Origin of the sequence: Pelagicoccus sp. SDUM812002 (assembly GCF_031127835.1) — a bacterium.
In the GTDB taxonomy this organism is placed as follows: Bacteria; Verrucomicrobiota; Verrucomicrobiia; order Opitutales; family Opitutaceae; genus Pelagicoccus.
In genome coordinates this window covers 159752-180191 of the sequence record NZ_JARXHX010000006.1, presented here as the reverse complement: position 1 = coordinate 180191, position 20440 = coordinate 159752, and the positions used below count along the sequence as shown (strand labels likewise).

The 20440-nt window shown below is 53.3% G+C and carries 13 protein-coding genes; 6 read left to right on the top strand and 7 right to left on the bottom strand.

Translation table 11 applies throughout. The features are described 5' to 3' along the window. Positions 1-64: 64 nt before the first annotated feature. Positions 65-1189, top strand: coding sequence for a ribosome small subunit-dependent GTPase A (gene rsgA, locus QEH53_RS11165; protein WP_309023272.1), 1125 nt, complete (start codon positions 65-67; stop codon positions 1187-1189). A gap of 4 nt (positions 1190-1193) precedes the next feature. On the opposite strand, the gene QEH53_RS11160 is transcribed toward rsgA, so the two are convergent. Further along, positions 1194-3752 (bottom strand): glycosyl hydrolase 115 family protein, encoded by a 2559-nt coding sequence (locus QEH53_RS11160; protein ID WP_309023271.1) that lies wholly within the window; start codon positions 3750-3752, stop codon positions 1194-1196. A gap of 220 nt (positions 3753-3972) precedes the next feature. On the opposite strand from QEH53_RS11160, the gene QEH53_RS11155 reads away from it, so the two are divergent. From QEH53_RS11155 to QEH53_RS11145, 3 genes are all read left to right on the top strand, one after another. Further along, positions 3973-4713, top strand: a complete 741-nt coding sequence (locus tag QEH53_RS11155) for a helix-turn-helix domain-containing protein (RefSeq protein ID WP_309023270.1) — start codon at positions 3973-3975, stop codon at positions 4711-4713. 51 nt (positions 4714-4764) lie between these two features. After that, positions 4765-6864 (top strand): NAD-dependent DNA ligase LigA, encoded by a 2100-nt coding sequence (gene ligA / locus QEH53_RS11150; protein ID WP_309023269.1) that lies wholly within the window; start codon positions 4765-4767, stop codon positions 6862-6864. 463 nt (positions 6865-7327) lie between these two features. Further along, positions 7328-10822, top strand: coding sequence for an adenosylcobalamin-dependent ribonucleoside-diphosphate reductase (locus QEH53_RS11145; RefSeq protein ID WP_309023268.1), 3495 nt, complete (start codon positions 7328-7330; stop codon positions 10820-10822). 411 nt (positions 10823-11233) lie between these two features. On the opposite strand, the gene QEH53_RS11140 is transcribed toward QEH53_RS11145, so the two are convergent. Beyond that, on the bottom strand, positions 11234-12946 hold the full coding sequence (locus QEH53_RS11140; RefSeq protein WP_309023267.1) for a leucine-rich repeat domain-containing protein: 1713 nt from the start codon (positions 12944-12946) through the stop codon (positions 11234-11236). 228 nt (positions 12947-13174) lie between these two features. Between QEH53_RS11140 and QEH53_RS11135 the strand changes: the two genes are divergently transcribed. Next, on the top strand, positions 13175-13621 hold the full coding sequence (locus tag QEH53_RS11135; protein WP_309023266.1) for a DUF2383 domain-containing protein: 447 nt from the start codon (positions 13175-13177) through the stop codon (positions 13619-13621). A 9-nt stretch (positions 13622-13630) separates the two neighbouring features. On the opposite strand, the gene QEH53_RS11130 is transcribed toward QEH53_RS11135, so the two are convergent. The 3 genes from QEH53_RS11130 to QEH53_RS11120 are packed head-to-tail and all read right to left on the bottom strand — an operon-like array spanning position 13631 to position 17402. Next, the gene (locus QEH53_RS11130) at positions 13631-15586 is read right to left on the bottom strand and encodes an ABC-F family ATP-binding cassette domain-containing protein (protein WP_309023265.1); all 1956 of its coding nucleotides are present in this window, start codon (positions 15584-15586) and stop codon (positions 13631-13633) included. 37 nt (positions 15587-15623) lie between these two features. Beyond that, the gene (locus QEH53_RS11125; protein WP_309023264.1) at positions 15624-16085 is read right to left on the bottom strand and encodes an iron-sulfur cluster assembly scaffold protein; all 462 of its coding nucleotides are present in this window, start codon (positions 16083-16085) and stop codon (positions 15624-15626) included. Between the two features lie 60 nt (positions 16086-16145). Next, positions 16146-17402, bottom strand: a complete 1257-nt coding sequence (locus QEH53_RS11120; protein ID WP_309023263.1) for a cysteine desulfurase — start codon at positions 17400-17402, stop codon at positions 16146-16148. 137 nt (positions 17403-17539) lie between these two features. Here QEH53_RS11120 and QEH53_RS11115 point away from each other — a divergent pair, with 137 nt between their 5' ends. Then, the gene (locus QEH53_RS11115) at positions 17540-18739 is read left to right on the top strand and encodes a DEAD/DEAH box helicase (RefSeq protein WP_309023262.1); all 1200 of its coding nucleotides are present in this window, start codon (positions 17540-17542) and stop codon (positions 18737-18739) included. A gap of 46 nt (positions 18740-18785) precedes the next feature. Here QEH53_RS11115 and QEH53_RS11110 read toward each other — a convergent pair whose 3' ends face one another. Continuing rightward, entirely contained in the window at positions 18786-19397 is a 612-nt protein-coding gene (locus QEH53_RS11110; RefSeq protein WP_309023261.1) for a response regulator, read from the bottom strand. Between the two features lie 46 nt (positions 19398-19443). Then, positions 19444-20382, bottom strand: coding sequence for a hypothetical protein (locus QEH53_RS11105; protein WP_309023260.1), 939 nt, complete (start codon positions 20380-20382; stop codon positions 19444-19446). Positions 20383-20440 lie beyond the last annotated feature (58 nt).

The following is a 20440-nucleotide window of genomic DNA, read 5'->3' as shown; positions in this document are numbered from 1 at the left end:
TGGCATTTACGTTGTAGTTGCCGCCTTTTGAATGTTGCGGTACTTTTGTGCTGCGAGAAGACGCATGACATTGAGCTTAGTAGACTTGGGCTGGAACGATAAGATCCAGCAGGATTTCGAGGCCGTCGACGACGGTACGCTTACACTTGCCCGGGTAGTTCGCGAAAACCGCGGCGAGTACGTTGTAAGCACGGGGGAATCGTCCTCGATCGCTCGTCTACCGGGCATCGAGCGTTTGGGTAAGATGGATTCGGCGGCGTATCCAACCGTTGGTGACTGGCTCGCTCTCGAAAAGGTCGAAAATAGCGAAGATTTTTTGGTTCGGAATTTTCTACCTCGTTTTAGCTTGTTCGAACGTAAGGCAGTGGGAGACGGTACGCGGCACCAGTCCATCGTGGCCAACTTCGATTCGCTCTTTCTGGTGACGGGTTTGGACTTGGACTTCAACACCGCACGTATCCAACGCTATCTAAGTCTCGCTTGGAACAGTCGCCGCGAGCTTGTGATCGTGCTTAATAAGGCAGACTTAAGAGACGATTTGGAGGAGATTCTCATCGAGGTGCGGGCAGTCGCTGGCGAAGTACCGGTGCATGCCGTTAGTGCTCATGATCGCTCTACCTTAGATTGCCTTTTTGAATACATCGGAAAAGGAAAGACAGTAGCACTTTTGGGTTCGTCCGGTGTTGGTAAATCATCTCTCGTTAACGCCTTTCTCGGCGAGGAGCGATTGCTCACGCAGCAGAATCGTGCGGCGGATGGACGAGGGCGGCATACCACGACGTGGCGGGAGCTTCAGCCGATCCCTAGTGGAGGTGTTCTGATCGACCTGCCTGGCATGCGGGAGTTGCAATTGACTGGCGAAGGCGATGGTGTAGACAAGACTTTCGAAGATGTTGAGGCGTTGATGTCGCAGTGCAAATTTCGCAATTGTCGGCATCAAGGGGAACCCGGTTGCGCTATCGAAGCGGCGATAAAGGAGGGAACGCTGGCTGTGAGTCGCTACGAGCAGTTTCTCAAGCTCAGTCAAGAGCACATGGTGGCCAAAGCTCGTCGCGAAGCTCGAGACAAGGCGATCGCGGCGCGACGCCGTCAGGTCAACGTCAAGGAAGGCGTGGCCAAGAAGGGCAAGACGCGGCGGCAGAAGAACGCGAACCGATCCCGCGACCTACTTGATGGAGCAAGCGAGTAGGTCTCTAGTCGCGTGGTCCGAAGAAGCTGTTGCTAGGTTCTCCTCTAGTCAGGAAAATTCGGTCGATCGATACGCCCGGATCCACGAAGTAGAGACGCAATAGGTGTTTACCGTCGTCTAGACGAAGGGTTCCGGAAGCGTTTACGGTGACCTGAGCGGTGAGGACAGCTTGTTTCCAAGCGTTGTCGTTTACCGTTCTCGCGACGCTCATGAGCTGAGGATCGCCATCGTCGATAGAGAAGGCGAAGCGGAGTTCGGATTGGCCGTTGAGTGGAAAACTTGGAATGAGTTCTGCCTGCAGGTTGTAGTCACCGCTCTCGTGGATTTCGAATTCGTATTCAAGATACGGAGACGGTTCGCCAAGCGGAATGGTCGCTGCGTCAGGGGGTCCGGCTAAAACGCTATCGCCGATGCGGCCTAGACCGGGAACGGTGTCCCAGCGAACTGAATCCAAATCACGCTTACCAGAAACTGCTTCTGCTTCGATGGCGATGAAGGTCTCTTGAGATGGATTTGGCAGGAATGACAAATCCGAGGTAGGGATGATAGTCTCCTTCTTCGAGCGAGCCATCGCTTCGCTTGGCAGAGGAATGGGGGAGGCTCGATAAGAGCGCCACATAGCGTCTGCTGGTTCTTCGGACATCATGCGTCGCCATTTTCCGCCCGCCAGTTCTTGGTTGTAGTGGCGGGTGAGCGCGATCACCTGGGCGTCGGCCTCGCGAGAGCGGGCGGCATGTTCGCGAGCGGCCAAAGGATTTTGGTTAAAATTGCGGCTGTGTTGCTCGGCGTGGAAGTAGCGAAGGTTGGCGTAGGCAGAGGCTTTGACGGGATAGGCTACGAGTTGGAAAAAGGCGTCTTGCGCGTCGCTTGGGAGGGCTTTCCCGATAGCATCGGTGGATCGAACGAGTTCGCTGAAAGCTTGGACGCGAGCTTTGGTTTCGGCACCGTTTAGGGTACTGGAGCGGACACGGGTGTGAGGGAGCCACCACTGCAAGTGTTCGGGGCGCCGCTGGTAGTTGAGTTGATAGTACGCGTCCAAGATTTCAGCTATCGCAGTGGCGTGCTGGGAGCCGAACTCTCGAGCGGCCCACGTTTCTAGGAAGTCGGGAAGTGTATCCAAACTCCAACGATCGATATCCCAAGCCATTTGCAGGAACAGCTCCGTCTCCTTTTCAGCAGGTTTGATGTCTCCGACATTGGCTATCCAAATGTTTCGAGCTCCCAACTGGTAGGCCTTGTTCATCTCGGTCCAAATGAGCGGAGGTGGCGTGGTGCAAAGCCACAGGTAGGCAAGGGGAGATCCAAGATAGGAAAGGTGATAGTAGACACCAGAACCACCTCTGCGTTTACGTTCGGCTTCGTTGGGAAGGTAGCGAATGTAGCCGTGGTTGTCGTCAGGCCAGACGAGGGCGACTTCCTCGGGCACTTCCAGTCCAGCTCGATAGATTTCTAGCACTTCCTTGTAGGGAGTGAAGGCCTGGGGAACGGCTTCAATATCTGGCGAAACGTGATTGGCGAGTAGCTCGCGCTGGGTTTTGAAAATCTTGCTGAGGGCGTCGACTTTATCCTGCATTGTGGATGCTCCGGTCATGCCGGAGTCGTGGATGCCGCGCATGCCCAGTGTATAGATGTTTTCATACGGCGCGTTTTGTTCGACACGGGTCTCCCAGTAGGCGGTAACTTCTTTCGAGTGAGTTGAGAAGTTGAAATGGGATTTGGGCTCCGACCATTCGGTTACGTTGTTCCGAAGAAGAGGTTCCGCGTGGGAGGAGCCCATCACGATTGCGAAGTCGTCGGCGATGCGTTTGTTTTCTGGATACGAATTGAAGGCTTTCGTGACTTCGTGCATGGCAGGCCACAGCGTGTTGGCCTTGAGGCGGAGAAGGAGTTCGAAAACTTTTTCGTAGGTCTTGGGTCCGATATCACCCAGCTGAGGATCGAATGTGTGGGCGGCCCAGGGATGGAGCCCCCAATCCTCGTCGTTGATGAAGATACCGCGATACTTCACGGAAGGCGGTCCGAATCGTTGGGTCCCGGACTTTACCCACAAATTGGAACTCTTTTTTGCGGGTACGTCGGCCCACCAATTCCATGGTGAAACTCCGATGGCTTGGCTGAGTTCGTAGACTCCGTAGGCAGTTCCTCGACGATCGCTGCCGACAATGGCTAGGGCAGTCGTTCCTCTGGAATTTGGATCAGGGAAGGTAGCGATGAGGAAGCTTTCCCAACGGCCTTCGAGTTGCTCGAGGTCGATGTGTCCGGCGAGATCGAGCGATTCGATGAGGGAGCTTTGCCCTAGTGTGCCGATGAAAATCTTAGGGCCTTTTTTTTGCGGGTTGAGCTCTGTTTTGCGTCCGGTAACGGCTTCGATGTCTTGGGCTAGATGTGTTGCAGCGATGGATACGACGGTTGCGTCTTCGCTCGCGAAGTGGATGCTCGCAACTTTTCCGCGACTCGCGATGGGGAAGGCGTTCTCTCGTTGGGTGGCGCTAATCCAGTCTGGAGCCGCCTGCCCGGTGACAATTGCGGAAAGGGCGCAAAAAAAAGAGAAGTAACGGAGCATAGTGGACGAGCCTAGAAAGGTAGGGATGCAGGGGCAGCTTAAAGTCTTCTGCCAGTCAGAGATCCATTTTTCTGGAGTTTCTGTGTGCTGGGCAAGTTGGCTAACGTTTCGGGGAAATGTCCTTGAATTGCGTGTTTTCGGTAGGAAGTCGGGTCCGTGTCTGCGTTTTGTCGGGTTGCTGTCGTGGACGGTTTCGCTTTTTCTCGATAGCGTCTAAGGCATGGACGAGCAACAAATTATGAATTGCGGAGAGCGTATTAAACTCGAGCGGCTAAAGCGCTCATGGACTCAAGAGCAGTTGGCTGAGCGGTCAGGGACGAGCACAAGGACCGTACAAAGAATAGAGAGAGGTCAGGACCCTTCACTGGCGACTTTGAGACTTTTGGCGGATGCACTTGCTATCGAGGTGGAGGAGTTGAGCGGTGCCGGACGCCGCAATCACTTTCCGGCTCTGTGGAGCAAGCAGCTCAAGGTGACTACAGTGGGCTTCTTCGTTTTTATTTACTCGGTCTCGGCGCTTATGCTTTGGCTGACCGATGCGTTTCGTCAGGAGCGCGAGGGCCTGGTGGTGTTGGGTTTGTTGTTTCCGATCGGGATCTCGGTTTTCTGTATGATGGCTTCGGTAGGGGGGTACAGCGTGAAAGGTGGGTTGCTGATGATCCATCGGTTAGGCTGGTCGATGAAGTATCCGTTGACTGAGTTGTCGGAGGTGAGAGTGGTTCCGCATGCGATGATGGGTGCGATGAAGGTGGTCGGGTTTGAGGGAGTATTTGGATCGATCGGCCTATTTCGAAATGGGGTGTTGGGCTTTTTTCGGGCGTACGTTACAGATAAGGGCAAGACGGTGGTGCTCGCTTTTGGCAAGAAGCGGATAGTGGTTTCGCCAGACGACCCGGAGGCGTTTAAGCAAGCGATCACAGCTGCGGGGGAGTTGCTGGAACCAAATGGGTTGGACGCCTAACAATGCTATTTTTCCGTTGCGAATAGGGGGCAAATTGATGGGATAAGCCTCGTGGACTGTTACCCCATTTGTCTTGGCCGGCTGGTTGCTACGCTGGCCGTTTCGTTAATTGTATCCTTCTCCTCAGCCCTTCCCGACAAGGCCGCGCAAGCGCTTGCGTCGTCGGCCATGGAGGTTTCAGACGAGAAGGAACGCTGGCTCCAGCTAAAGGAGGAGATCACGTATCACGATGACCTCTACTACAAAAAGGCGACTCCTGAAATCAGCGATGCTCAGTATGATGCCCTGAAACGGGAGTTTATTCGCCTAAACAATTTGTTCGAAGGGAGAGATGAGGCAGATGCTGTCGGCGACGATCGCCAGGGAGGTTTCTCCCAAGCTCGACATTTCGCTCCCATGCTGAGCCTAGAGAAGGCGTATTCAGAATCTGAATTGATAGGCTTTCATAATCGGATCGTGGAGGCAGCGGGCGAAGCCGAAATCCGCTATTCCATTGAACCTAAGATCGATGGCATGGCTGTAAGCGTGCTTTACGAAAACGGAGAGTTCGTCCGCGCGGTCACGCGTGGCAATGGGACGGTTGGCGAGGAGATTTCGGAGAACGTGTTGAGTATCGATGGTTTTCCGCGGCGTCTTGCCGGGAGTTCCTTGCCCGAGCGGGTTGAACTGCGTGGCGAAATTTTCGTGACCTTCGAGGATTTTAGGAAGGTTAATGAAGGCAGAATCGCTAGGGGCGAAGAAGCCTTCGCCCACCCGAGGACCTTGGCAGCGGGATCGGCTAAGTTGAGCGATCCGGGAGCAGTGAAGGGGCGGCGCTTGTCTATCGTTTTTTTCGGCCTAGGCCTGTTCGATCCGATCGAGGATGCTCCCTCGAGCCAAGCGCAGTTCTACGATTTGGCTGCCGAGTGGGGGCTGCCTATCTTGTCGGAGCGCTTGGAAGCGGAAGGAGAGAATTCGTTGCTTTCGGCTGTGCAAGCGATGCAGGAGGAGCGTTTGTCTTTGCCATTTGCGACGGATGGATCGGTGGTCAAGGTAGACTCCTTTGAAACGCAACAAAAGCTCGGGGAAAGCCGCGAAGCTCCGTATTGGGCCATCGCATACAAAGCTACGGGAGCTTTGGTGGAGACGAATTTGTTGGGAGTGACCTTGCAAGTAGGGAGAAGCGGAGCGCTGACGCCAGTGGCGGAGTTAGAGGCAGTGAAGATTTCAGGAAGCCTTATCGAGCGGGCTAGCTTACATAATTTCAACGAGGTAGAGAAGCTGGACCTTCGTATTGGAGACACCGTGTTTTTGAAGAAGGCTGGCGAGATCATACCTCAAGTGATGGGGGTAAATTATGCGAAACGGGATCCGGCAAGTCGTCCGTTCGTTCGTCCTAAGACCTGTCCAACCTGTGGAGCGGGGCTGACGGGTAGCGACAGCGGGGCCAAGGTCTATTGTTTGGCGGATAGCTGCCCTGAGCGGATTAAGCGTCGGCTCGAGCACTTTGTTTCGCGAGAGGCGGTTAACATGGAAGGCTGGGGCGCGGCGACTCTGGGGGCATTGGTGGACAAGGGGCTAGTGAACGATATAGCAGGGATTTATGAACTCGATAGAGAGAGTTTCGAAAAACTCGATTACGTGGGGGCGGTGACGGCGGACCGGCTCTTGTCAGCTCGGGACTCAAGTCGAAGGGAGGACCTTTGGCGTTTCGTGTATGGACTAGGAATTCCTGGAATTGGAGAAGTGCGGGCCAAGCGAGTTGCGCGGGCGCTGACCAAGCTAGATGATTTGCAGGACTTCGAGGACCTTCAGGTTGGAGACTGGGAGAGGATGCGAATGGCGGATTATTTCGCTAATCCGTCGCGTCGAGCGGAGTTTAGTCGCCTCTTGAGCATGGACGTTTGTACTCAATCTTATGATACGGACGATTTAGGTAATTCGAAGCTGTTCGGAAAGACCTTCGCCTTCACGGGAAAACTTGAATCGATGACCCGTTCGGAGGCAATGGATCAACTTCAGGAGAAGGGAGCGTTAGCCTTTCAGTCACTAACAGCTGAGTGTGACTACCTCGTTGTTGGAAGCTCTCCAGGGAGTAAGCTTTCCGACGCGAAACGGCGCGGTATTGAGATATTGAACGAGGCTCAGTTTATCGAGCTCCTGAATCCTTAAAGGATAAAATACCGATCCGCTGAGGAGGCTTGCGAATGAATCTTTTTATCTTTTCTAATGCTTAATATTAGATGTTGAGAGGTAGCTGATTATCAGCTGTTTACTTTTCTGAGTTTGTCGTCGCTCTCTTGCGCTCTAACCATTTGGGGGCGAGTCGAGAAATTGTGAAGGTATCTTCCCTTGCCTGTCCGAGAAGCTTCGCTAGATCGAACAGTCATCCCGTGTGATTCCTGTTTTCCTTCTGGTTTCGAGGAGGGCGAAAGGTGTATCCGCGGAACTAGTATCCAGTATAGAAATACGAATCTTCGGCTCGTTTCTGTGGTTTCCTAACCTCGGTTAAACGAACCGATCATTTGTCTTATCACTAACCTGTTAACCCTCACCCATTTAAGTTCTTCCCCACTTTTACGCCCTGGTTCGCGCTGGGCTTGTCGGGCTTTAATTGCTATCCTCTCCTAACCTTATGAACACTTTAGACGTCTCTAACCCCCGCTCAGAAACCACGCTCGATGTAGGTTTTGACCAGACTGTACAGCTTGATCCCAGGGAGGACTTGTTAGGAGGATTGACGATCGAAAGAGTGTTCACGACCGACGGCAAAAACCCTTACGAGAGCATCACGTGGGAGCGTCGCGACGTGGTGATCATGGATTGGAAAACGGGCAAGCCCAGTTACGAACGGAAAGGGGTCGAGGTACCGTCGTTTTGGGCGGAGAATGCCTTGAAAATCACGGCCAGCAAGTACCTCTTCGGACGCGATCCTGAGACGCCGGAGTACGAAGATTCGCTTCGACACGCGTTCGACCGGATTGCTAACACTTACACGGTATGGGGATGGCGCCATGGGTACTTCGCGACGGAAGCGGACGCGCTGGCTTACAATCACGAGCTAAAGTACCTTCTGGCCTTCCAAATGTGGGCGCCGAATTCGCCGGTCTGGTTTAATATCGGACATTGGGAGCAATGGCGCTGGGGGCGTCCGGATCTGCGTGGGGTCATGGACAATCGCGGAAATCGAGCCTTTAAGGCGATCCTTCCGGAAGGGGATATCGATGACCGTAACTTGGAGGTCAAAGAAGTATCCAATGCTTACCTACACCCACAGGCTTCGGCCTGCTTCTTGATGGGAATCGAGGATTCCATGGAAAAGATACTGAGCCACCAGATTGCGGAGGGCGGTGTCTTTTCCAGCGGGTCAGGGATCGGAGTAAATCTTTCTTCGATTCGCTCCTCTAAAGAGCCGATCGCGGGCAAGGGGTTTGCCTCTGGACCCATTTCGTTTGACAAGGGCTTCGACCGTATGGCAGGCGCCATTAAGTCCGGTGGCAAAACGCGCCGGGCCGCTCGCATGGTTCTGCTGTTCGCCGATCACCCGGATATCTTTCAGTTTATCTCAACCAAAAATGAGCAAGAGGACATCGGTAAGATCGTTCTACGCGAACATAATGTATCGGTAGCGCTTAAGAAGAAGGCTGAGGAATTCGTATTGAAAGGTTCACCTGCGGAACGAATGGCGTCCCGTATCGTGCTCGACATGCCAATGGTGACAGATCGGCAGTACGACTCAGGCATGGATGACTTGCTATATGGCGAAACGTTGGGGCACCAAAACGCGAACCATTCCGTCTCGCTTAAAGGAGACTTCTGGAAGGCCTATCAAACGAAAGGCGAGTACGCTACTCGTTGGGTAAGCGATCCGACAAAGGTAGAGGATACCTTCACGGCCGAGAGTATTCTCGATGCGATTGCGGAATGCGTTTGGCACAACGCAGAACCCGGCACGCATAACAACGACTTGATTAACATCTGGAATCCGGTAAAGTCGGACGGAGACATTTCCACCAGTAACCCTTGCTCCGAGTACCTGCATCTGAACTTCACTTCTTGCAATCTCTCAAGTTTCAATGTCTTCCGCTTCTACGATCAGGCTGCCAAGAAGATGAAGGTCGAGAAGCTGCAAAAGTCGATTCGTCTAGCAATGATCGCGGCCGACTTGAATATAGAGGAAGGCGGCTTTCCCATTCCGGAAATCGCAGCAGGTACCTACCGCTATCGTACCACGGGAATTGGATACGCCAATGTGGGTGGCCTTCTCATGGCTATGGGAGTTCCCTACGATAGCGACGAAGGACGTTTGATTGCCAGTCAGTTGGTAAGCCTGCTCACCTCGACCTGTTGGAAAGCCAGTGCGGAAATGGGACAAGAACTCGGTGCGTATCCACGATATGAATTCACGGAGGCTGACTTGCGGGAAGTACTAGAGCTGCACAAAGCAGTGCAGGATCTCTCTGGTGCCTTCAGCCAAGGTAAGGATATCGAGAAGGAAGCGAACGCCATCTTCAAGAAACGAAGTTCCAAACTCCCTATGGCCCAAGGCTTGACCGCATTGGACGTATTGAAGGGCTACGCGATGAGCTTTGAAAAACATTCTGTCGAAGCGCCTGCCATCGCCCAGCAATTACAAGACGTGAATGCGGCGACTTGGGATGAGGTATTAGCAGCCAAGCGTTTTCGTAACAGCTTCACGACTGTGATGGCTCCTACAGGGACGATCTCTGCTCCGATGGGTATTTACGACGAGGGAACGACTTCGGCGGAGCCTGACTACACGCTGGTCAAGTACAAGAACCTCTCCGGCGGGGGCATGCTGAAAATGTTCAACACTCTGGCCCTTGAGGGTCTGCGTACCCAAGGCTACACTACGCAACAAGTTTGCGAGGCAGCCCTGGAAGTGGCGGGCCTAGATGGGTTATACACAGCCTGCGGAGCCAGTATGGCGAAAGTAGTGCGACACCTCAGGCATTACATTGATGAAAGCCAAATTGGACCGATTCGGCATCAACTCAACGAGCTTATCGGCTTCAAGATCGGGGATATTCCAAAACTCGAGGCTTACCTCGCTGAATTGAGGGAGAAAGGGCAATCAGGCACAGCGGATGATCTTGAGAGCATCGTTCTAGCAGGCGCTAGCCATGTAGAGGACATACCGTGGCTGAAGCCAGAGCACAGAGCAGCTTTTGATTGCTCGGCGACTTCTGGTAGTGGGACGCGGTCGATCCAGGCTAAAGGCCACATGCGTATGCTTGGGGCGATCCAACCGTTCCTTTCTGGTGCAACTTCCAAGACTGTGAATTTGCCCTACACTGCGACTCGCGAGGACATCAAGCAGTGTTTGGTTGATTGCCATGATATGGGAGTGAAGTGCGTGGCGCTCTACCGTGCGGACTCAAAAGGAATCTCAGTTTTCAACGTAGACACGCCAGAAGGTCGGAAGTGGAATCCTGAATACGTCTGGAAAGACATGGTGGAAGGCGTGCGCGAGCAGGTGGGCGAAATCGTGAAAGAGGCGAGCAAGCCGCGTCGGGTCCGCTTGCCTGGGCGTCGTATTTCGCAGACCTTGAAGTTCGAAGTAGGAGGTGGTTTGATGGAAGGTTTCTTGACGGTAGGAATCTATCCTGATGGTAGTTGCGGCGAGGTTTTCGGTCGGGTCGGTCAGGCCGGCTCATTCGCAAATGGTATGTTCGAGAGCTTCTGTAAGGCGTTTTCTATATCGCTGCAATATGGAGTGCCGCTTTCGAGCTTGATCGAGTCCTTTCGCTACACGGCTTTCGATCCGAGTGGGTTTACCAAGGTCGGCGACCAGGAAGGCGTAGCCGATCAGATCAAAACCTGTAAGAGCGTGGTCGATGCCATGATGCAGATTCTCCAGTGGCTTTTTCCTGAATCTAATGGCGAGAAGCTGCTGGATTACGCTTCCAACTTCAAAGGAGTGGCCAAGACGGAAGCGGGTGAAGTGACAGTGAAACCGGCTGCGGAGAATAAGACCTCTCTCTTCAAAAGTATCCAAAATAAGAGTGCAGAGTCTTGTCCGAAGTGCGGGTCGATGGCTTATGTGCACGACGGCAAATGCCGCTCCTGTCGTGATTGCGGGTTCAAGGACGGTGGCTGCGGGGAGTAGGCCGATATCAGTTTCGAATGTACCTGAATCACTAGAGTTCGAAGATGGAGATCCGGGTCGTATAAATGATTTATGGCTTGTTATGTGACTCAAACAGAGGCGTAGCAACGCGCGTGCTGGAAGTTGTTTACAAATTGACTCGGTGGCTGAGGACAGCCCTCAGGGGAGCGGGTGTAATATCCACTTATATTATAGTGCGAGGAAGCCGGCTTTTAGGGTATGCTGCGATTGCAATCATCAGAAAATGCCAGGACAATCCTGCAAGCTGGGAGACATAGATTGCGGAAATAACGGGTCGATCTTTCCTCCTCGCGGAGTTCAAATTCCTAGTTAAATTCTAAGGCCTGGTGTTTTCTTTCTTCGGCGACTTGTCCTCAGGCAATGATCGTGAGCTCCTGCTTTACCACATTCTCAGTCTCGAGTGATTCGAGCTCGGACGAAAATTGGGGTGTCAAATTCCCCGGGGAAGGTTAGGTAGCGGTAGCGTTGGTCACTTTGGTCGTCGGACGCGTTTGACTCGAAGCTTGTCCAGCTTTGGAGCGTTGACGAGTGTTCTATTTGATAGTCAGTACCGTCGAATCGCTTCGAGATTTTTAAGCGTCTCAGGGATGGGGCGTCCGGGTGGAACTCTATCTTGTATTCAAATTTCGAATTCGGATCATCTAAGTCGAGGCCGGCGACCCACTCGAAATAGTTGGTGTCGCCGTCTTGGTCCTTATCGTACAGCGGCCAGTAGGATTCGTCGTTGATATCGATTCCTTCTTGGACGATCGCGGTAAAGTAATCAGAGTGATAACGTTGGATTACGTGGATTTCCGTTTCGCCAAAGTCTATCGTGGCAGTGCGAGTTTTGTTGGTCCCATTGGCGGAGACATCGATGCGAACCCTTTCCGAATCGAAACCTGAGCTTTGGCTAATAGAGAGCCATGATGCGTCAAAGCTGGCGGTCCAAGGAAAGTTTGCGACTATGTCGAGGGTGACAGAACTGGCCTCGCTGGGAAAAAAGGGAGAAGAGAGAGTAACCAGGAGTAGAATGTCGAATTGGTCTAGGTTGCCGGTTTCGGTACCATGATCATTAACCCAGTGTTCGACTGTTTTGCCACTGGGCGAGCCTGGGCTGAGGTCGATAAAATTGTGATGAAGGTAGACCGCTTGGGCCAGTTCCAACGTGTCTAGAGACGATATGTCCGTAAGATAATTGGCGTAGATCTGCAGGTAATTAAGATTGGAAAGTGTCGCCAGAGGGCTTGGGTCGAGAATGCGGTTATTGTCGATTTCGATCCTGGTTAGATGGGTAAGCGAAGAGAGAAAGCTGATGTTTTCGATTTCGTTGTAGCGAAGTGAGAGATAGGTGAGGTTTGTTAGGTTGGAAATGGGGACTAGATCGAGCCTTGTGACGTTATTGATCGTTAGGTTCTCGAGTTGCGTCAGAGTACCCAACGCATCAATAGTGGTAAGAGGGTTGCTGCTGAGATCAAGGGTCTCGAGAGAAGTTACATTGGAGAGTGGCGTTATGTCAGTGACGGAGTTATCTCTGACTTCCAGCAAGGAGAGGTTGGGAAGGTCTTTCAGGGGATTCAACGATGTGATCCGATTATTGGATACCTGAAGCATTGTTAGTTTGGTGAGGTCCTCAAGAGGGGAAAGAGATATAATCTCGTTTTGAGATAAGGTAAGTTGCTCAAGCTCGGCTAGACCGGCCGCGAATTGGAGGGAGGTGAGGCCGCAATTCTCGATTGTGAGGCTTCTCAGGCTGGTGAGAGAAGTGATGGGGTTTGGGGCGAAGGGAGGATTGTTCGAGATCCTCAGTTTCGTGAGGTTGGAAAGAAAACTAACGGGGTCTAAGTCAGTGATGCTGTGCCCCATCAGTTCTAACTGCTCTAGGTTCGAGGCGTATTCGAGGCCCTCGAGGCTCTTTATTTTTTCAGACTCCTCTGGATCGTAGAGAACAATTTGGAGTGTAGTGAGATTCTTCAGCTCAGCGTCGGTAAGGACTCCAGACTCCTTCGCTAGTTTTTCGCGTAGGACGGCCTCTAAAATGGGGTCGTGGATAGAAACATCAATGGCTAGGGTAGAAAGGGCAAAGACCAAGGCAGAGCCGAGAAGAAGGAGTTCGCGAATCATTTTTAGAAAAGTTAGGGGTATGTTCTTAGAGTATACTTCGTTTCAATTATGGAGAAACTACTTATCCTAGGACTCGAGCGGGTCAATCTGGAAGAAGAGTCACGAGTCTGTTTTCTTTCTGTTTGAGACCTCTGACGATTGCTTCGGTTTGCGAGGTTGCAGCTTGCAGTTGGTTTGTCCCCATCGAGCGGAACGGTGGAATGGCACGTGAAATGCAAGTGTGCGTACATGAGAACAACAGACATAAATACCCAAACGGTCTTCACTTGTAACCAGCTCTTGCGGGGCGAGTTGTCGGCCGTCGAAACTTATGAACAAGCGATTGAAAAGTTTGCGCGAGAGCCGGAGGCCATGGTCTTCATCGGAATCCGTGACCGTCACGAGGGCAGCGTCGAGCAGCTACGCGGCAAGGTAGAGCTGATGGCGGGCGATCCTAGCGTAACGTCCGGCGCCTGGGGCATGTTTGCGAACACAGTTCAAGCGACCGCTAACATGTTGGGCAAGGATTCCGCCCTAGAAACTCTGAAACGAGGAGAGGCTCATGGCATCAGCGAGTACGAATCTGCCCTTGGAGCTAGTGAGTTGGAGGACGACTGTGTTCGTCTAATCCGTGATATCCTGCTGCCACGTTGTCGTGAAAATATCGACGCGTTGGAACAGCTTAATGGAAAGTAACTTTGCAGCTCACTCGGCTGCTGCTACTTGATCGGAAAGGTCCGACCAATCTTCGTAGGCAGCTTCTATCTTTCTTTTATTCGAGTCGTAGGTGGTAAGGATTTCCTGCGATTTGTTGGCGTCTTTATAGAAGTCAGGGTCAGACATCAGTGATTCGTATTCAGATTGCTGCGACTCCAGTCTCGCTATTTCGGTTTCGACCCTCTTGAGCTTGTCGGTGAGGGGCTTGAGCTTGGCTTGCTGGAGGGCTCGGAGCCGGCGCTGCTCTTTTGGGTTGAGAGAGTTGGTGCCCGTAGGGAATTTGGACGGGGGCGGTGCACTTGCTCCTGCGTTGCGGGCTACGTGGACACTGTTCTTCCTTTGGGCCTCCATCCGTGCCAGGTAATCGGATACGTTTCCAGGATGAAGGGAGAGGCCGTCTTTTCTGACCTCAAGGACTTTGCTGACGATACTGTCGAGGAAGTCACGGTTGTGAGAGACGATAAGAAAAGTTCCGGGGAATTTTTCGAGAGCGCCACGGAGGACGTCTTGGGAGCGGATGTCGAGGTGGTTGGTTGGCTCGTCGAGGATGAGGAAGTTGGCAGGTTGAACGAGCATCTTGGCAAGAGCGACGCGGTTGCGTTCGCCTCCGGAGAGGACCTTGACTTTCTTGAAGACGTCGTCGCCTTGGAAAAGGAAGGAGCCGAGGATGGTGCGCAGGGAGGTGTTGTTGCCGACTTCTGCGACGCGTTCGATTGTTTCAAAGATGTCGAGCTCAGGGTCGAGTTCGTCGGCTTGGTGCTGTGCGAAGTATGAGATGCTTGTATTGCCACCTACAATACGTTCTCCATCTTGGAAAGACTCCACGCCTGCGAGCACTTTAGCGAGGGTGGTCTTGCCGGCGCCGTTAACGCCGACCACGGCTATCTTGTCGCCACGTTCGATGCGTATGTTGGCAGAGTGTATTACTTGAAGGTCGCCGTAGCTCTTACGGAGGTTTTTGACTTCAATGACGTTTTGACCGGAGCGGGGTGGCTCGGGGAATGAGAAGGCGACTTGGTCGGCTTCTTGCTCAATCTCGATACGGTCGACTTTTCCGAGGGCTTTGATACGGGACTGAACCTGTTTCGCCTTGGTTGCTTTGGCCCGAAAGCGGTCGATGAATTGCTGGGTCTTGGCGAGTTCGCGTTGTTGTTTTAGGTAGGCTTTCTCAAGCTGAGCGCGTCGTTCGACAGATTGTACTTCGTACTTGGAGTAGTTCCCGGTGTAGACAGTCAAGGCTCCTTGATAGACTTCGAAGGTGCGAGTGATGAGGGAGTCGAGGAAAGCACGGTCGTGCGAGACCACGAGGAGGGAGCCATGGTAGCGTCGGAGGAAGTCTTCGAGCCAGGCTTGGGACTCGACGTCGAGGTGGTTGGTCGGTTCGTCGAGGAGTAGAAGCGACGGCTGTGCAAGCAGGAGCTTGGCGAGGGCGATACGCATTTGCCAGCCACCGGAAAACTCGTCGGTCATGCGCTTCATGTCGGAGGACCGGAAGCCGAGCCCGAGCAGGATCGATTCGATACGGGAAGGGATGCGAGCGACGTCCAGGTCTTCGAGCTGGATTTCCCATTCGCCGAGCAGCTCGAGGGTTTCGGCGAATTCTTCAGACGCTGTTTCGAGTTCATTGAGACGAGCGTTAGCGTCTTCGATTTTTTGCTTGAGCTCGATTACGTTTGAAAAAGCAGTGTGGACTTCGTCGAAGAGGGTTTTGCCGTGGGCCGCAATTCCATCCTGAGGTAGGTATCCGATGGATACGTAGTTCGCTTTGTCGATGCCACCGGAGTCGTAGGGCTCGCCGCCAGCAATAATCTTGAGTAGGGTGGTCTTACCGGCTCCGTTAGCCCCGACGAGACCGATACGGTCTTTGGACCCGATGGAGGCCGTGGCATCACGGAAGAGGTAGCGTTCTCCGTACTGGAGGGTGATGTTGCGAAGTGTAATCACTTGGAGGAGTGCAAAGTGAGGAGAGAACTGTGGTGAATCAGTTGGGCTCTTGTATCGAGGACGAGGTGAAGCTCGTCCCTTCTGATTCCAAGACTGCTAGCAGTCCTTCGAATGGGAGTGTGGCACAGCGGATGCGGCTAGGGAAGGCGAGAACCCCTGAGAGTGCCGCTAGGTCGCCGGGGAGATCGATACGGTTGGGTTTATCCTTGAATTTGGATACGAGAGATTTAGCGAAGGCAGCAGCTTCGGGTGTCGCTAGGCTCGCAAGGTGTTGGGTCATCATGGACGCTGACGCGAGGCAAATGGTGCAGGCTTGGGCTGTGAAGTTCGTTTGGCTGGTGCCGTCGTCATTGATTTTTCGATACACTGTGATTTCGTCTCCGCAGAGGGGATTGCGGAGGGTGGCACGTGCGGCGTCTGGGATTTCGCTGTTGTTGAGCGGCTGTTTGCTGTGCTTGAGCAGCGTTTGCTGGTAGAGCTTTTTAAGGTCTGAATTCAAGGATCGTTGAAAAGTGAGATTGGGTTGGGCGGTCGCGGACTATAGCTCCGCTCTTCCGACCTACATGAAAAGGATGGCGGTCTTTTTGAGGGCAGCAGCGAGGGCGTCGACGTCGGCGGGCGTATTGTAGACGGAGAAGGATGCTCGGGCCGTGGCGGGAACTCCGAGGCGTTTCATGAGCGGTTCACAACAATGGTGGCCGGAGCGGATCGCGATGCCTTCGGTATCAAGCACGGTGCCGATGTCGTGTGGATGGGCGTCTCCCATGGTGAATGAGATTGCCCCGGATCGAACTTTAGGATTCCCGATGATCCTAAGTCCGTCGATTTGCGAAAGCTTTGCGACGGCGTATTCAACTAATTGGGACTCATACTCATGGATGGCTTCTAGGCCGAGGGTGCTGAGATAATCGAATGCGACTCCGAGTCCGATGGCTCCCTCAATGTGAGGGGTGCCGGCTTCGAAGCGGGAAGGCGGCTCCTTGAAGGTAGAGCCTTCGAAAGATACGTGGGCGATCATGTCTCCACCGCCTTGGTAGGGAATCATGGTATCGAGCAGGTTGCTCTGTCCGTAGAGGATCCCGATGCCGGTGGGACCGTAAATTTTGTGGCCGGATGCAACGAGGAAGTCGCAGCGAAGCTCCTGCACGTCGAGCGGCATGTGTTGGATGGCCTGGGCGGCGTCGACGAGAGTGGGTATCCCTTTGGCTTGGGCTTTGGCGAGGAGAGGCTTGATATCGTTTACGGTGCCGATGGCGTTGGATACGTAGACAATGGAGAAGAATTTGGTGCGCTCGTTGAGGAGGGCATCGAAGTCGGCCAGGTCGAGTTCGCAGTCATCCGTGACAGGGATGACTTTGAGCTTGGCGCCGGTGCGTTCGCATAGGAGTTGCCAGGGAACGATGTTGGCGTGGTGCTCCATGGCGGAGATGAGGATCTCGTCGCCAGGCTGGATCTTGGGTTCGACGAAGGAGTGGGCCACTAGGTTGACGGACTCGGTGGCGCCGCGGGTGAAGACGATCTCGGAGTCGTCGGCGGCATTGATGAAGCGTGCAATTTTACCGCGGGCTTCTTCGTAAGCTCCGGTAGCTTCGGTGGAAAGGAGGTGGACGCCGCGGTGTATGTTAGCGTTCTCGTTCGTATAGTAGCGGGTGATTGCGTCTATGACCACCTGTGGCTTTTGAGTGGAGGCGGCATTGTCTAGGTAGACCAGCGGTTTTCCGTGCACGGAGCGTTGCAGGATGGGGAAGTCGGCTCGCGCGTGAGCGAGGGCTTCGGGAATAGCTGGCGATGTGGGCTGGCTGGTTATTTTCGACATGTCGATGGAATGTTTAGGTACTTAGGCTGAAGGAGGAAGACTGAAGTTTAGAAAGTCGGTCCAGAGGTATTTGTATGACGATTGGGAAGGGGATTTGTTAGCTTGCTTCCCCGTGTGGGGCTTACCATATACGCTGAATGCCATTTTCAGGACTTGGGCTATCAGAACCCATCAATAAGGCGCTCGCCGAGCTCGGCTACGAGAAGCCAACCCCAATTCAGGAACAAGCGATCCCTATCGTATTGCAAGGCAGGGACTTGATCGGTTCCGCTCAAACAGGTACCGGGAAGACCGCAGCGTTTGGTCTTCCGATTTTGCAACGTATTGTGCCTGGAAAACCTTTTCAGTGTTTGATTCTCGAGCCAACTCGCGAACTTGCGGCCCAGGTGGAAGAAGCGTTGAACTTTTTTGCCAAGAATCTCGGAATCCAAATCGGGCTTATCTACGGCGGTGTGAAATATGGCGGCCAAATGAAGATGATCGAGAGCGGAGCGGAAATCATCGTAGCGACTCCCGGCCGCCTGCTGGATCACCTCGGCCAAGGGAATTTCTCGCTCAAGGACTTGGACTATCTCGTGCTGGACGAAGTGGATCGCATGCTGGACATGGGCTTTTTGCCGGACGTTAAGCGTATTGTGCAGAACTATTGTTCAGATGATCGCCAGACATTGCTATTCACGGCGACGATGCCGGCGGCCATCAAGACTTTGACCGGTTGGGTGCTGAAGGATCCTGCAGTTGTCGAAATCGGGAAAAACCGCTCCGCCGCTGAAACGGTGAGCCATGCTTTTTATCCGGTCGTCGAGCGGCAAAAGTACAAGCTCTTGCTAGAGCTTCTGGAGCGCACCCACTACGAGAGCGTTCTGATTTTTACCCGCACAAAATTCAACGCGGACATGATCACGCGTCGTCTTGAGCGATTGGATCACAAGGTCGCGGCGCTTCACTCGGACCGTTCGCAGTCGGAGCGCACCGAAGCGCTGAAGGGCTTCAAGGATGGCACCTACGAGGTGCTGGTAGCTACAGATATCGCGGCCCGCGGTCTCGATATTGCAGGGGTGACGCACGTGATCAATTACGACGTACCGCTGCATGCTGAGGACTACGTACACCGCATCGGCCGCACTGGACGCGCTTCTCGCGAAGGGGACGCGTTCACGCTTTTGACCGAAGACGAAGTGAAGAACGCTGCTGCGATCGAGCACTTCATCGGAAAGAAGGTCGAGCGTAAGAAGCTGGAAGGCTTCGACTACATGTATTCGGCGCTCTTCAACGCTCAGGAAAAGTCCGCTGCAGCTGGCCCGCGTTCGCGCTTGTTCGGCCGCTCAGGACGATAGTTAAATGGGAGAGGGCTAGAAAATTGAGTTCTCTCCTGATTTCCCATCAGTGCCGCGTTGGGAATTTCTGGTTCCAACTGGCAACGAGCTCGTATGTCATTTCATACAATTCGACGGGCTCGAACGGCTTGTAGGTTATGTCGAAAGGGGTCTGTGGCCCTAGGGCTTGCTCAATCTCTTCTTCGGAATAGTCTGAATAGGCCGTCACGATGATGAATTGGATAGCGGAATCTACTTCTCTTAGCTTTTTGATGGTCTCGAGACCATCCCACCCGGGAGGCATCCGCATATCGATGAAGGCGAGAGGATATTTGATTCCCTTGGCGTAGTGGCGTTGGATTAGCTCATAAGCCTCTTCACCTTGGTAAACAGATTGAATCTCGAAGTTTCGCTCTCTGCGGTTCTTAGGGGTCTCGCTCGTGCCAAGAAGAAGGTCCTCTAGTTCATCGAGCTTTTGCTCGCCTTCGTCCCTCTGGTCGGGGCGAAGTACGGCATGGTAATCACGATGTATGGCATGATTGTCATCGACCACCAAGACAGACCTGTTTTCCAAATGGCGCAGGTCTATTTCGGAATACTTGGCTTGCATGGACAAATCAAAAAGAGTTGTAGCAAAAAAGTGGACCACGAAGTCGCTTTTGCAATGCGGGGACTGCATTTTTTAGTAATCCTTTACGTGCTGTGAGTTTGTCGAATAGCCAGATCTAAAAACGCGTGTCTAATATCTCAGCTCTGCCCGTGCCTCTGACTGAAATGAGAACTGGAGGTAGCCGATTAGAGGAATTGGATGGGAAAGGGGTAAATGCAACCGTGGCGGATTGTGGCAATGTACCGGAGTCCAGTATCCTGCCGCTGGTCGCGTCGTAGCGATTGTGGAGCTTGTTGCCAACCAATTCGATTTGGGCGATCGATATCGCTTCCAGGGCGGAGAGTCCGTCGTCCAGCCTGATCTGGCTGAGCTGTTGAGAGATCCGCTTATACGCTTCGGTGGAAATCCCCCCATATCCGCTGAATTGGCTCTGCTCTATGCTTTGAACGATGTAGGCGAGGAGACGAGGTATCTCCATGGTGCTGCCAATACGTTTAGCGGTGCGGATCTTTAGGATCTGGCTGTTGACGCCTGCTATGTAGAGTTCTCCTTCCTTTTGCGCTAACCCTTCGGTATAGGTGAAGCGTGCATGCTTGAACTCGATTCGACCGATTTGGCGGCTTTGGCTGTCTGCTAGGTCGAGCTGGCTGTAGATGCGTTTCGATACAGCGAGGTGGAGGTCGTCGATGGCGTCTTGGAAGCTCTTGTTGATCACCTCCGAATCGTTACCAGAAGGTATAACACTTGCTTGTAGGTCGTAGACGAATACGTCGATACGGGTTTCTGAGTTCCGGTAGCTGATGGCTAGACCCAAGCCAGGCGACTTTTCTTCGAGCTCGATGATTGGTCGACGGAACAGGGGGCCGAGGGCGCCTGGAAAATAGATGCCAGTGGTATTGTCGAAGTAAGGAGCGGGAGCGAGTTCTAGATTGGTTTCGGGATTGGCGACCTTCACCTGCGTGCAAGAGGTGAAGATTCCGATTAGAGCCAAGAGGCCGCAAATCGCCATGAAGGTGCGGACAAAACGGCGAATGCGCTGGGAGAGAGGATTCACTGCTCTGGATAGATAGGAGGAGAGGAGGAGCTACGTCCGATGAAACGTTTCAGGCCAT

What these genes read in the sequence shown, in the direction of transcription:
- rsgA (WP_309023272.1), top strand. Translation starts at nt 65, where the DNA reads ATGACATTGAGCTTAGTAGACTTGGGCTGGAACGATAAGATCCAGCAG.
- QEH53_RS11160 (WP_309023271.1), bottom strand. Translation starts at nt 3,752, where the DNA reads ATGCTCCGTTACTTCTCTTTTTTTTGCGCCCTTTCCGCAATTGTCACC.
- QEH53_RS11155 (WP_309023270.1), top strand. Translation starts at nt 3,973, where the DNA reads ATGGACGAGCAACAAATTATGAATTGCGGAGAGCGTATTAAACTCGAG.
- QEH53_RS11145 (WP_309023268.1), top strand. Translation starts at nt 7,328, where the DNA reads ATGAACACTTTAGACGTCTCTAACCCCCGCTCAGAAACCACGCTCGAT.
- QEH53_RS11140 (WP_309023267.1), bottom strand. Translation starts at nt 12,946, where the DNA reads ATGATTCGCGAACTCCTTCTTCTCGGCTCTGCCTTGGTCTTTGCCCTT.
- QEH53_RS11135 (WP_309023266.1), top strand. Translation starts at nt 13,175, where the DNA reads ATGAGAACAACAGACATAAATACCCAAACGGTCTTCACTTGTAACCAG.
- QEH53_RS11120 (WP_309023263.1), bottom strand. Translation starts at nt 17,402, where the DNA reads ATGTCGAAAATAACCAGCCAGCCCACATCGCCAGCTATTCCCGAAGCC.
- QEH53_RS11115 (WP_309023262.1), top strand. Translation starts at nt 17,540, where the DNA reads ATGCCATTTTCAGGACTTGGGCTATCAGAACCCATCAATAAGGCGCTC.
- QEH53_RS11110 (WP_309023261.1), bottom strand. Translation starts at nt 19,397, where the DNA reads ATGCAGTCCCCGCATTGCAAAAGCGACTTCGTGGTCCACTTTTTTGCT.